Source organism: Bradyrhizobium sp. CIR18, from assembly GCF_014198295.1.
Taxonomy (GTDB): Bacteria; Pseudomonadota; Alphaproteobacteria; order Rhizobiales; family Xanthobacteraceae; genus Bradyrhizobium.
The window spans coordinates 159,786-173,000 of sequence record NZ_JACIHF010000011.1 but is presented as its reverse complement, the minus strand read 5'-3'; the positions used below and the strand labels follow the sequence as shown (position 1 = coordinate 173,000).

General features: G+C 66.5%; 11 protein-coding genes. 8 read left to right on the top strand and 3 right to left on the bottom strand.

Going from position 1 to position 13,215, the window contains the following annotated elements; all coding sequences use genetic code 11:
* Positions 1 to 12: 12 nt before the first annotated feature.
* Positions 13 to 2,169 (top strand): methylmalonyl-CoA mutase, encoded by a 2,157-nt coding sequence (scpA, locus tag GGD65_RS28800; protein WP_026201546.1) that lies wholly within the window; start codon positions 13 to 15, stop codon positions 2,167 to 2,169.
* A gap of 59 nt (positions 2,170 to 2,228) precedes the next feature.
* Positions 2,229 to 2,996 (top strand): RsiV family protein, encoded by a 768-nt coding sequence (locus GGD65_RS28795; RefSeq protein WP_409362763.1) that lies wholly within the window; start codon positions 2,229 to 2,231, stop codon positions 2,994 to 2,996.
* Positions 2,997 to 3,003: 7 nt separating this feature from the next.
* On the opposite strand, the gene GGD65_RS28790 is transcribed toward GGD65_RS28795, so the two are convergent.
* Entirely contained in the window at positions 3,004 to 3,471 is a 468-nt protein-coding gene (locus GGD65_RS28790) for an SRPBCC family protein (protein ID WP_183237384.1), read from the bottom strand.
* 216 nt (positions 3,472 to 3,687) lie between these two features.
* On the opposite strand from GGD65_RS28790, the gene GGD65_RS28785 reads away from it, so the two are divergent.
* The 6 genes from GGD65_RS28785 (at position 3,688) to GGD65_RS28760 (ending at position 10,183) form a co-directional block, all read left to right on the top strand.
* Positions 3,688 to 4,680 carry a tripartite tricarboxylate transporter substrate binding protein gene (locus GGD65_RS28785; RefSeq protein ID WP_183237383.1) on the top strand — a complete coding sequence of 331 codons (993 nt, stop codon included), beginning with the start codon at positions 3,688 to 3,690 and terminating at the stop codon, positions 4,678 to 4,680.
* Positions 4,681 to 4,908: 228 nt separating this feature from the next.
* On the top strand, positions 4,909 to 5,400 hold the full coding sequence (locus GGD65_RS28780) for a tripartite tricarboxylate transporter TctB family protein (RefSeq protein WP_183237382.1): 492 nt from the start codon (positions 4,909 to 4,911) through the stop codon (positions 5,398 to 5,400).
* Between the two features lie 4 nt (positions 5,401 to 5,404).
* Positions 5,405 to 6,916 (top strand): tripartite tricarboxylate transporter permease, encoded by a 1,512-nt coding sequence (locus tag GGD65_RS28775; protein ID WP_183237381.1) that lies wholly within the window; start codon positions 5,405 to 5,407, stop codon positions 6,914 to 6,916.
* 52 nt (positions 6,917 to 6,968) lie between these two features.
* On the top strand, positions 6,969 to 7,958 hold the full coding sequence (meaB, locus tag GGD65_RS28770; RefSeq protein WP_018315740.1) for a methylmalonyl Co-A mutase-associated GTPase MeaB: 990 nt from the start codon (positions 6,969 to 6,971) through the stop codon (positions 7,956 to 7,958).
* Complete coding sequence (locus GGD65_RS28765; RefSeq protein ID WP_183237380.1) at positions 7,955 to 8,611, top strand: pyroglutamyl-peptidase I; 657 nt, start codon at positions 7,955 to 7,957, stop codon at positions 8,609 to 8,611. Before meaB ends, GGD65_RS28765 begins: the two co-directional genes overlap by 4 nt.
* Before the next feature lie 201 nt (positions 8,612 to 8,812).
* Entirely contained in the window at positions 8,813 to 10,183 is a 1,371-nt protein-coding gene (locus tag GGD65_RS28760) for a TIGR03808 family TAT-translocated repetitive protein (RefSeq protein WP_183237379.1), read from the top strand.
* A gap of 29 nt (positions 10,184 to 10,212) precedes the next feature.
* On the opposite strand, the gene GGD65_RS28755 is transcribed toward GGD65_RS28760, so the two are convergent.
* Both GGD65_RS28755 and GGD65_RS28750 read right to left on the bottom strand, forming a co-directional pair.
* Positions 10,213 to 10,959, bottom strand: coding sequence for a TIGR03809 family protein (locus GGD65_RS28755; protein WP_183237442.1), 747 nt, complete (start codon positions 10,957 to 10,959; stop codon positions 10,213 to 10,215).
* Between the two features lie 536 nt (positions 10,960 to 11,495).
* Positions 11,496 to 13,211: a S8 family serine peptidase gene (locus GGD65_RS28750; RefSeq protein WP_018315735.1), complete on the bottom strand. Its 1,716-nt coding sequence runs from the start codon at positions 13,209 to 13,211 to the stop codon at positions 11,496 to 11,498.
* Positions 13,212 to 13,215 lie beyond the last annotated feature (4 nt).

Genomic DNA, 13,215 nt, shown 5'->3' with positions numbered 1-13,215 from the left:
ATGGTTGAAACCATGAGCCGCATTCCCAATTTCGCAGACGTCGCATTCGAGCGTGCCGCCACCGCTGCACCGTCAGGCAGCGCCGAGCCTTGGCTGACGCCCGAGGGCATTCTGGTGAAGCCCGCTTATGGCGAGGCCGATCTTGCCGGGCTCGATTTCCTCGAGACCTATCCCGGCATCGCGCCTTATCTACGCGGGCCCTACCCGACCATGTATGTCAACCAGCCCTGGACTATCAGGCAATATGCCGGCTTCTCCACGGCGGAGGATTCCAACGCGTTCTACCGCCGTAACCTCGCGGCCGGCCAGAAAGGCCTTTCCGTCGCCTTCGATCTCGCCACCCATCGCGGGTATGACAGCGATCATCCGCGTGTCGGCGGCGACGTCGGCATGGCCGGGGTTGCCATCGATTCCATCTACGACATGCGCACACTGTTCGCTGGGATTCCGCTCGACCAGATGAGCGTGTCCATGACCATGAACGGCGCGGTGCTGCCGATCCTCGCGCTCTACGTCGCCGCCGCCGAGGAACAGGGCGTGCCGCCGGAGAAGCTGTCGGGCACCATTCAGAACGACATTCTGAAAGAGTTCATGGTGCGCAACACCTACATCTATCCGCCGGCGCCTTCGATGCGGATCATCTCGGACATTTTTGCGTACACCTCGCAAAAGATGCCCAAATACAATTCGATCTCGATCTCCGGCTATCACATGCAGGAGGCTGGCGCGACGCAGGATCTCGAGCTCGCCTATACGCTCGCCGACGGCGTCGAATATTTGCGCGCCGGCCTAGCTGCAGGTCTCGACGTCGACCGCTTCGCGCCGCGCCTGTCGTTCTTCTGGGCGATCGGCATGAACTTCTTCATGGAAGTCGCCAAGCTGCGCGCCGCGCGCCTGCTCTGGGCGAAGCTGCTCAAGCCCTTCAACCCCAAAGACCCACGCTCGCTGTCGCTGCGCACGCACAGCCAGACCTCGGGTTGGTCGCTGACCGCGCAGGACGTCTTCAACAATGTGATGCGGACGACGGTCGAGGCGATGGCGGCGACGCAAGGCCACACCCAGTCGCTGCACACCAACGCCCTCGACGAAGCGCTGGCGCTGCCGACCGATTTCTCGGCGCGCATCGCCCGCAACACCCAGCTGTTCCTGCAGCAGGAGAGCGGCACCACGCGGATCATCGATCCCTGGGGCGGCTCGTATTACGTCGAGCGTCTGACGCGCGACCTCGCGGCGAAAGCGTGGGGCCACATCCAGGAGGTCGAGGAGCTCGGCGGCATGGCGAAGGCCATCGAGGCCGGCCTGCCGAAGCTGCGCATCGAGGAGGCCTCCGCCAAGACGCAGGCGCGGATCGACGCCGGCAAGCAGGCGGTGATCGGCGTCAACAAGTACAAGCCGACCGACGAGGCGCCGATCGACATCCTCAAGGTCGACAACACCAATGTCCGCCGCCTGCAGATCGACAAGCTGACGCGGCTGAAGAGCGAGCGCAACCAGAAGGACGTCGATGCCGCGCTCGCCGCGCTGACGCGCTCGGCCGGCGAGGGCAATGGCAATCTGCTCGCGCTCGCGATCGACGCGGCGCGCGCCAAGGCGACCGTCGGCGAAATCTCTGACGCGATGGAGAAGGTGTTCGGCCGCCACCGCGCCGAAATCAAGTCCATCACCGGCGTCTACAAGCGGGAGGCGTCCACCATGGGCAACCAGGTCGAGAAGGTTCAGGCGCTGATCGACGCCTTCGAGGAGGCTGAGGGCCGCCGCCCGCGCATCCTCGTCGCCAAGATCGGCCAGGACGGCCACGACCGCGGCCAGAAGGTGATCGCGTCCGCGTTTGCCGACATCGGCTTCGACGTCGACATCGGGCCGCTGTTTGCCACCGCCGATGAGGCCGCGCGGCAGGCGGTCGAGAACGACGTGCACATCCTCGGCGTCTCCTCGCTCGCCGCGGCCCACCTCACCGCCGTGCCGGAGCTGAAGGCGGCGCTCAAGAAGCAGGGCCGCGACGACATCATGATCATCGTCGGCGGCGTGGTGCCGCCGCAGGATTACGACGCGCTCTACGCCGCCGGCGCTGAAGCGATCTTCCCGCCGGGCACGGTGATCGCGGATGCGGCTGAAGAGCTGATCCGCAAGCTGAATGCGCGGCTCGGGCATAGCGAAGCGGCGGAGTAGCTTCGCCGTCTATTTCCCGACAAGAAGGAATTTGCGTGGTGTTTTTCGCGCCAATGTTCATGCGCGCGCTCAGCGTCGCCACGGTTTGCAGCGCGCTGTTCGGTCCCGCCCACGCCGCCGACCCCAAGCCCGACGCCGCCGTCAAGACCAAGAGCATCGAGGCGCGCATGTTCCTCGACGACAGGATCAAGGCGGATACGGCGCTGGTGGCGGATTGCGTCGCGGAGGGCAAAAAATGGCTCAACAAGAATGCCGCCGAAGCTGCCGCCGCGCGCAAAGCCGACCCGCAATTCTTCAAGGACGGTGGCTGGGATTTCGAGCGCAAATATTCGGTCCGCTCCGTCGTTGCCGACCGCTACGTCAGCGTCCTCCGCAACGACTATATGAACACCCGCGGCGCGCATCCCAACTCGGACGTGAACACGATCCTGTGGGACAAGGCCGACAACAAGCGCATCTCGATCCGCCCGCTCTTCACCGATACTGCCGATAACGGGGCGACGATGAAGGCGATGGTGAAGGCCGTGATCGCCTCGCTCCGCACCGAGAAAACGAAGCGCGACGCCAGCGAGACCGCAACCGACGAGTGGTTCAAAGAACTGAAACCGAGCCTGCTCAGAATCGGCGCGGTGACGCTCGCGCCGTCAACCGAGGCAGGCAAGAGCTCCGGGCTGACCTTCCACTATCCGCCCTACGCCGTCGGCCCCTACGCCGAAGGCGAGTATGTCGCCTTCGTGCCATGGGAGACGTTGAAGCCTTACCTCACCGCGGAAGGCGCGCGCATCTTCGGCGGCGCGCGGCCGAAGGGCGACGCCGAGGAGCCGTGAGCGGTCGCTAACTGGCCCGCGCCAGCGTCCGCGCAAGTGAGTCCGTCCAATCAGGAATCCAGGACGCGAATAGCGACTGCCAGCGATCGGCATCCGCCGGCTCGGTATCGAGAGCCACCGACCATTCGATGAGGGTGCGATCGCCCTCGATGATCGGGCGCAGATGCATGGTGCCTTGATAGCGCGTCGGCGCAGGCACCTGGCTTCCGTCATCTTGCGGATACGGCAGCGCGTCGAGACCGGCGTAGGTCAAGCTGTGCTGCCGATCCGAGTGATCGACCAGGCGCTGGCGGATCCAGTTTCCGAGATAGCAGAAGCGCCTGATCGCGCCGACTTCATCCCCGCGCTTGTCGTCTTCGATCTCGCTCTCGCTCACGCCGTCGATGTAAGCGGGATAGTTGTTGAAATCGCGGATCAGCGACCAGACTTCGTCCAGCGGGCGGTCCAGCACGGCGCTATAATAGGCTTGGGTCATCGATGGCTTGCCTTTGGCTTTCGTTACGCGCAGAGGTTGGCGAACTGCGCTAGCAAAACCCACCCGATTTCCGACCGCCCATCCGATGGGCATCATGGTTTCACACAACATGGCGATCTCGTTGGTAGCGCTACCTTGCGGCGGTGCTGCAAAGCCGACTAGAATGGCACATTGAGAAGAGCACCCGACGTCACGGGCGCCGCTGGGAGAGATTCAATGTCCAAGATTTCGCGCCGCACCTTTGCGGCTTCGACCGCCGCCGTTGCCGCGTCCGCGGCATTCGGCTTCAAGCCCGCACTTGCGCAAGCCTATCCGGCCCGGCCGGTCACCGTGATCGTGCCGTGGGGCGCCGGCGGGGGAACCGACGCGACCGCGCGCATTGTCGCAGCACTTCTGGAAAAGGACCTCGGCCAGCCCTTCAATGTGGTCAACCGCACCGGCGGCTCCGGCGTGGTCGGCCATAGCGCGATCGCGACCGCACAGCCCGACGGCTACACCATCGGCATGCTGACCGTCGAAATCTCGATGATGCACTGGCAGGGCCTCACCGAGCTGACGCCGAAGAGCTACACGCCGCTGGCGCTGATGAACGAGGATCCTCCGGGCATCCAGGTCTCCTCGTCCTCGCCCTACAAGACGGTCAAGGAGCTCGCCGACGCGATCAAGGCGGCGCCTCCCGGCAAGTTCAAGGCTTCCGGCACCGGCCAGGGCGGCATCTGGCATCTGGCGCTGGTCGGCTGGATGCAGGCGATGGGCCTGCCCGCCAACCAGGTCGCCTGGGTGCCGTCGAACGGCGCGGCCCCTGCGATGCAGGATCTCGCCGCCGGCGGCCTCGACCTCACCACCTGCTCGGTGCCGGAGGCGCGCGCCATCATCGAGGCCGGCAAGGCCAGGAGCCTCGCCATCATGGCCCCCGCGCGCAACCCGATCTTCAAGGACGTGCCGACGCTGAAGGAAGCGATGGGCATCGACTATGCGACCGGCGCCTGGCGCGGCATCGGCGCCCCGAAGAACCTGCCGCCGGAGATCGCAACCAAGCTCACCGCGGCGCTGAAGAAGGTCTACGAGTCCGCCGAGTTCAAGGACTTCATGAGCAATCGCGGCTTCGGCACCGTGTGGGGCGATGCCGGCCAGTTCGCAGGCTTCATGGACAAGGGCGACGCCCAGATGGGTGAAGCGATGAAAGCGGCGGGCTTGAGCAAGGCGTGACCTTTCACAGCTCTCGCGTGAGATGACTTTGGCTGACGTGGTTGGTTCGCTCACTGCATCACCTCTCCCCGCGTGCGGGGAGAGGTCGAATTCGAGCTTTGCTCGAATTCGGGTGAGAGGGACTCTCCACGCCTCCAACTCTCACCTCGCCCGCGGCGAGCCCCCTTCACCCCAACCCTCTCCCCGCAAGCGGGGAGAGGGAGCGCACCTCCTGTAGGACTCCTCCCCATGCGTCTTCCCGACTCCGTCACGGGATCGTTTCTCGTCGTGCTCGGCGCGGCTGCCGCCTATGGCGGCTATATCCTGCCGCCGGTGCCGGGCCAGCCGGTCGGCCCCAACGTGTTTCCGCTCGTGATCGGCACCGGCCTTGCGCTGTGCGGGCTCGCGATCGTGTTCGGGATCGGCCACTCCTTCGAGGAGGAGGAAGAGCTGATCCCGCTGGAGGACGGCCAGGCGGCCGCTCCACCGCCGCAGGGCAAGCTCTACGGCCTGCGCGCTTTGCTGCCGCCGGCGCTGCTGCTGTTTTACGTCGCCGCGGCCGACCGGCTCGGCTTCATTATCACCGCGGCGATCATGGTCTACGTGACCTCGACCGCGCTCGGTGCGAAGTGGAAGCTGGCGCTGCCGCTTGCCGCGCTGTCGCCGTTCGCCATCCACCTCATCTTCGGCAAGCTGCTCCGCGTGCCGCTGCCCGCCGGCCTGCTGCCGACGCCCTGGTAATCCCATGCTGAAGACCCTGATTGATGCCTTCGCGCTGATCTCCACCTGGGAGGTCATCATTTCGATGTTCGCGGCCTCCGTGTACGGGCTCGTGATCGGCTCGCTGCCGGGCCTGTCGGCGACGATGGCGACCGCCCTGCTCGTCCCCGTCACCTTCTACCTCTCGCCGATCGCGGCGATCGCGACCATCGTCGCGGCGTCCTCGATGGCGATCTTCTCCGGCGACATTCCCGGCGCACTGCTGCGCATTCCCGGCACGCCGGCCTCCGCGGCTTACGCGGACGAAGCTTACGCCATGACGCGCAAGGGCCAGGCCGAGCTCGCGCTCGGGGCCGGCGTGTGGTTTTCCGCGGTCGGCGGCATCGCCGGCGTGCTGTCGCTGATGATCCTGGCGCCGCCGCTTGCCGAGATCGCGCTGTCGTTCTCGACCTTCGAATATTTCTGGCTGGCGCTGCTCGGCCTGATGTGCGCCACCTTGGTGGCGCGCTCCTCCCCGGTGAAGGCGATCGCCGGCATGTTCCTCGGCCTGCTGGTCTCCTGCATCGGCATCGAAAATCCCGGCGGCGTGCCGCGCTTCACCTTCGGCCTCACCGATCTGTTCGGCGGCATCGAGCCGATCCCGGCGCTGGTCGGCGTGTTCGCGGTGGCGCAGGTGATGCGCGCGATGCTGACCCCCGAGCCGCCGCCGCTGCCGCGACGAAAATTCGGAAGCATCATGGCAGGACAGTGGAGGCTGACAAAGCTATATCACTGGCAGATGACGCGCGGGAACATCGTCGGCATCATCATCGGCGTGCTGCCCGGAGCCGGTGCCGACATGGCCGCCTGGGTCTCCTACGCGATGTCGAAGCGTTTCTCCAAGGAGCCGGAAAAATTCGGCACCGGCCATGTCGAGGGCCTGGTCGAGGCCGGCGCCAGCAACAATGCCAGCATCGCCTCGGGCTGGGTGCCCTCGCTGCTGTTCGGCATCCCCGGCGACACCATCGCCGCGATCGCGATCGGCGTGCTCTACATGAAGGGCCTCAATCCCGGCCCGACGCTGTTCACCGAGAAGGCGTCGAGCATGTACGCGATCTATCTGATGTTCATCATCGCGAACATCATGATGATCCCGCTCGGTATCGCCATGATCCGGGTTGCCGCCTACATCCTGCTGGCCCCGCGCTCCGCCATCATGCCGATCATCATGCTGTGCTGCGCGGTCGGCTCGTTCGCGATCGGCAACAACATGTTCGGCGTCGTCACCGTCGCCGCCTTCGGCGTGATCGGCTACGTCATGGAGGCGAACGGCTATCCCGTCGCCGCGATGGTGCTCGGCATCGTCATGGGCACCATGGTCGAGCAGGCCTTCGTGACCTCGCTGATCAAGTCGGACGGCAGTATCCTGCCGTTCTTCGAGCGCCCGGTCGCAGCGATCCTCGCCGCCATGGCGATCGGCGCCCTGCTCTGGCCGGTGATGGTGTGGGTCTGGCGCAAGGTAAAACAGCCGCAAGCCGCGGCAGCCACGAGCCGGTGATATCGGGCGGGCGGGCCTCGCCTGCCCCGCCTCGGCATTGTAAAGCAGGGGCATGACTGAGAAGAAGCCCTCGCTCGACATCAAGACCCTCGCCAAGGAGCTCCGCGGCGGCAGCCGCGCGGCGCTGGCGCGGGCCATCACGCTGGTGGAGAGCCGGCGCGCCGACCATCAGGCGCTGGCGCGGGAGCTGGTGCAGAGGCTTCTGCCGGAGACCGGCAAGGCGTTTCGCGTTGGCATCACGGGATCGCCCGGCGTCGGCAAGTCCACCACCATCGATGTGCTCGGGACCTATCTGATCGAGCAGGGCCACAAGGTCGCGGTGCTCGCGGTCGATCCGTCCTCGGCTCGCAGCGGCGGCTCGATCCTCGGCGACAAGACGCGGATGGCGCGGCTGTCGGCCTCGGACGATGCCTTCATCCGCCCGTCGCCGTCCTCGGGCACGCTCGGCGGCGTCGCCGCGAAAACGCGTGAGGCGATGCTGTTATGCGAGGCCGCCGGCTTCGGCGTCGTGCTGGTCGAGACCGTCGGCATAGGACAGTCCGAGACCGCGGTCTGCGACATGACCGATTTCTTCCTCGCGCTGATGCTGCCGGGCGGCGGCGACGAATTGCAGGGCATCAAGAAGGGCCTGGTCGAGCTCGCCGACATGATCGCGATCAACAAGGCCGATGGCGACAATCTCAAGCGCGCCAACATCACCGCCGCCGATTATCGCGGCGCGCTGCATATCCTCAGCCCCCGATCCGAGCATTGGCACCCACCCGTCGTCACCTATTCGGCGCTGGCCGGCACCGGCATCACCGACCTCTGGCAGAAGGTTTTAGACCATCGCAAGGCGATGAACGCGTCCGGCGATTTCGCCGCGCGGCGGCGCGACCAGCAGGTGAAATGGATGTGGTCGATGCTGGAGCAGCGCATGCTGGCGCGGCTGCGCAGCGAGGCCTCGGTTCGCACCAAGGTCCGGAAGATCGAGACCGAGGTCGCCGACGGCCATCTCACGCCGGCCCTCGCCGCCGAGCAGATCTTGGAGTTGCTGAAATGAGCGAAAAGCTCCGCATTCTCCTCACCGGCTTCGGCCCGTTTCCCGGCGCGCCCTATAACCCGACCCAGCCGCTGGTCGCGCGGCTCGCGCAACTGCGCCGTCCGGCACTCGACGATGTCGCGATCTCCAGCCACATCTTCCCGGTCACCTATGCCGCGGTCGACCGGCAATTGCCGGAGGTGATCGCAAAGGTGAGGCCGGATGCGCTGTTGATGTTCGGCCTCGCCGCGCGCACGCCTTACCTGCGGATCGAGACCCGCGCGCGCAACGCCGTCACCATGCTCTGGCCCGATGCCGCCAACACCCGATCGAGCAAGCGCGGCATCGCCGGCCATGCCGACGCGATGAATTTCGGTCCGCACACGGCAAGGCTGCTGCGCGCTGCGCGCCTCACCGGCATCGATGCGCGCTCCTCGCGCGATGCCGGCGCCTATCTCTGCAACTACCTGAGCTGGCGCGCGATCGAGAACGTGAAGGCGGGCGGCCCGCAGCTCGCGGCGTTCATCCACATTCCCTCGCTCGCACGCAGCGGCGCGGTTCGGCGCAAGGGTGCGCCGCGGATCACGCTGGAAGAGCTGGTGGATGCGGGGGAAGCGATGCTGATGGAGATGGTGGCGTTGGCGAGGAAGGGGCGGAACACGCCGGCTTCGTAGAGTGGGCAAAGGCGCCCCTGCGCCGTGCCCACCATCTCGTTCCATCTCCCGTCAAATCGTGGGCACGCTACGCTTTGCCTACCCTACGGCACCGTCTCTGCGTAAACATTTAACCCTACCGCGAACAATCCCCGCGCCCTCGCCTGCCCTGCGCTACCTAGTCGGCGCGGATGCCCTCCCGCCTCCGCCGGAGGACGCGTCATGGACCTCAATCGCCGTCATCTCATCGGGGCTTCGACCGCAGGCATCGCGGGCGCGCTCGCCATGCCGGCCGACGCCGCGCGCGCGGCACCACTGACATCCCTGCTCGGCCGCGATGCCACACAATACGGCGTGCGGCCCGGCAGCAGCGAAGATCAAACCCGCGCGCTGCAGCGCGCGATCGACGAAGCTGCACGCGCACAGCTGCCGCTGGCGCTACCACCCGGCGTCTATCGCGCCGGGCTGTTGCGGCTGCCCAACGGCGCGCAATTGATCGGTGTGCGCGGGGCGACGAAACTCGTCTTCACCGGCGGCGCCTCGGCGATCCAGAGCGACGGTTCGGACTCCATCGGCCTCACCGGCATCACTTTCGACGGCGGCAGCATTCCGCTGCCGGCGCGGCGCGGGCTGATCCATGTCCTCGGTGGGCGCGACACGCGCATCACTGATTGCGAGATCACGAATTCAGGCGGCAGCGGCATCTGGCTCGAACAGGTGTCCGGCGACATCTCCGGCAACATCTTCACTGACATCATGGTGACGGCGGTGGTCTCGTTCGACGCCAGGGGCCTCAGCGTCTCGCGCAACACGATTCTCGGCACCAACGACAACGGCATCGAGATCCTGCGCACCGCGATCGGCGACGACGGCACGCTGGTTGCCGACAACCGCATCGAGAACATCAAGGCCGGCCCCGGCGGCTCCGGCCAGTACGGCAACGCCATCAACGCCTTTCGCGCCGGCAACGTGATCGTGCGCGGCAACCGCATCAGGAACTGCGATTACTCCGCAGTGCGTGGCAACTCCGCCTCCAACATCCACATCACAGGCAACAGCGTCAGCGACGTTCGCGAGGTCGCGCTCTATTCGGAGTTTTCGTTCGAGGCCGCGGTGATCGCCAACAACACGGTCGACGGCGCCGCGGTCGGCGTCTCCGTCTGCAATTTCAACGAAGGCGGCCGCATCGCGGTGGTCCAGGGCAACATCATCCGCAACCTCGTTCCGAAGCGCCCGATCGGCACCGCGCCGGACGACGATGCCGGCGTCGGCATCTACATCGAGGCGGATACCTCGGTGACCGGAAACGTGATCGAGAACGCACCGTCCTACGGCATCGTCGCCGGCTGGGGCAAATATCTGCGCGACGTCGCGATCACGGGCAACGTGATCCGCAAGGCCCTCGCCGGCGTCGGCGTCTCCGTCGTGTCGGGCGCCGGCATCGCGCTGGTCAACAACAACATGATCTCCGATACCCCGCGCGGTGCCGTGGTCGGGCTGGACCATGCGCGTGCGGTGACGTCGGATCTGTCAGCCGACGGCGCGCAGCGGTTCGCGCAGGTGGTGCTCGGCGGCAATGCGGTGCGGCGCTAAAGCCGCCCGTCGCCTCTGGCCGCCAGACGCTAGAACGCGTTCCTGAGCAGCGGGTACTTGGCTTCGAGGCCGTCGAGGCTGAAGGTGAATTCGACGACGCGCTCGGGGGCTGCGACGATTTCCTCGGCCGGCGGGGTGAACTGCGGCAGGAGCGATGCCATTGCAGCAGGCGCAGCCGTCGGCGGCTTCGCGGCAGGAACCGCGAGTGGCGGCCTCACTTCAGGCGCCGCGCGCGGCGCCATTGCGGCGGGCACGGCGAGCGGTGACCTCACGGCAGGTGCGGTCAGCGGCGCCCTCGCCGCGGGAGCCTTGAGCGGCGGCATCTCGGCAGGCGCGATAAACGACGCCATCGCAGCGGAGGCTGCGGGCGCGGCGAGCGGCGCGATCGGGGCTTCGGTGATCTCGGCGAGAACGTCCGGCTTCGGATCGAGCCTGACCGGCACGGCGGTCTCTGGGGCGATGTTGACGGCCTTTGGCTGTAGGGTCTTGGGCTGCACGATCTGCGCCTGTTGCTCGCGCGGAAACACGCGGGGCATGGTCGCCGGCGACCAGCCGAATGCCGGCGTCACGCTCGCGGCCGCCTCGGCGACGTCCCCACCGGTCGCGAGCGCGCGCCAGGTCTGGACCGCGCGCTTGGCTTCCTGGATGTTTTCGAGGAATGCGATCTCGGAGTGATAACGGCGCCAGCGGCCGGTCTCGAACATTTCGGAGAGATGTTGCAGCCGCTGCTCGGCGAGAGCGCACCAGCGCGCCGCGACGTCGCGGCCAGCAACCACAGCACGCGCAGACGCCCAATCGGACGTGCAGCTAGACTCTTGGCGATGTGTCATGAACCAGCCCGTCAGGGGAAAACACGGACGCGGAGGACGCAACGCACACGAATCAATTTAGACGCGACATGAATATTTTGTGGAAAAGTTTTGACTTGTCCAGCAACGACACGGCATTCGTCGTCAATCACCGTAGTCGTGCGGAGATTTGCTGTGTTTTCGAGTCAAGCCTCGCACAAGCATAGCGGAGGTGCGACGCGCCGGGCGAACAGCCGACTCGAACATGGCGGCGTCCCATCAACCGCAAGCTGAACGACGCGAGGCTTCGAAGAATCGGATGCCGAAAAGAAAAGACCCGTCCGGGGGGACAACCGGACGGGTCAAGCCATATGGGCGCTTGGGGTGGATGGGCGCTCGCGCCTGATATGACTGATGGGGAGGGATGACCGCTCCCACATAATTTGGTCGTGGCAGCTGGCTGAACGTTCAATGCGGGGTTCGATTTTTTGACCTTCGGCCCGCGCGCATCTTTGTCGCAGCCGCTATCGCGTCGCCGGCCTATCCGCCTGAGAAATCGTGGATTTATCGTCCGCACTCGACAACGAAGGTTGTTCGATCGCGCGGGTGCCAGGCTCGTCGCGACGCTTGCCGGCATCTTCACGTTTTGTTGTACCGGACGCAGCCGCAACCGGCGTCGCGCCGTCGGCGGGAACAGCCATGACCGCGGCAAACGCATCGGTCTGGCCGTCGCCGAAAAGCTCGTCACGCCCGGGGGAGCCGAGGTCGCGCGCGGTCTTCGCCAGCGTCACGCGCAGCGCTTCCGGCTTCAAGGTGTAATTGCGCTCGAGCAGCAACGCCGCGACGCCTGACACATAGGCGGCCGAGAACGAGGTTCCCGATGCCATCTGGTACTTGCCGTCCGGCGCCGGCAGGAAGATGTCGACCCCGGGCGCCGCGACGGCAATGTAATTGCCGCGGTTGGACGCGGTGAACAGCCTGTCCTGCTGGTCGGTCGCGCTGACCGCGATCACGTTCGGATTGGCGGCCGGATAGAGCGGCGGCGATTTTGCGCCGGCATTGCCGGCGGCGGCGATCAGCACGAGGCCGCGCGCGGCGGTCGCCGCGATGGCGCGCTCGATCACCGCATCCTTCGGACCGGCAAAGCTCATATTGACGATCTGCGCGCCGTGCTCGGCGGCGTAATTCAGCGACCGCAGGATGATGTAGGACGAGCTCTCGGCGCCGCCATTGCTGCCACCGAAGGCACGGATCGCGATGATGCGCGCCTGGGGGGCGCTGCCCATCAGCCGGTCATGCGCCACGATGGCGCCGGCGATGCCGGTGCCGTGGACGTGCGGCCCCTCCGCGCTGCCGAGTGCATCGAAATTGTCGGCGACGGAATTGGCGAGCTCGGGATGCCTGGTGTCGATGCCGGAGTCGATCACGGCAACCGTGACGTTGGCGCCGTGCGCCAGCGTATGCGCCTGCGGCAAGCGGAGCTTTGTCAGTGCATATTGCGCAGGATCGCCTTCGGTCGGGGGCGGCGATTTCTGGTCCTGCAGCACATAGCGGAAGTTCGCCTGGACCGAGCGCACGCTGCCGTCGGCCGCGAATTCGCGCCGCACCGTCTCGTACGGCCGGCCATCCGTGATGCGGAACAGACCGAACGTAGCCCCGATCAGCGGGAAGCTCTCCGACGAGATCCGCGTCAAGCCGTGCCGGCGGGCCAACGCGTCGGCATCACCGGGCGACAATGTGCCGTCGATCTCGGCCACGAATTCGTTGGCGAAGCTGCGAAGATTGGCGGCGGCCGGCGTGGCGTTGCCGCGGCCCTTGCCGGCGCTCTTCTTGGCGGCTTTGCCCGAGCCACCGCCGCCGGCATTCGGCTGCGCCAGGCATTCGCCGTCGGCATCGCGATAGGGCGCGGTACAGGCCGGATACAGGTTCGGCGAGTAGCGCGCATAGGGCAGCACCGTCGTCGTCGGCCGCAGGCGCGACGTCGTGGTGTGGGGAATGGTCGCCATCGTCCGCGGGCCGCGGTCGACGGACACCGCCCTGGCCGAGATGGTCGGACCGATGCGCGGGGCGATGCTCGGAGAGATGGTCGGCGTTCGCGTGGGCACGCTGATCGTCGGCGTGCGCATGATCGCCTGCGCCTGCGCAACCTCGACGCCGAGACAGGCGGCGATCAGAAGCGCGGCGCCGACCGATGAAGCGTAGGCCCCGGCGCGCACCCTGCTCTCGGACTTGCCTGTCATCGGA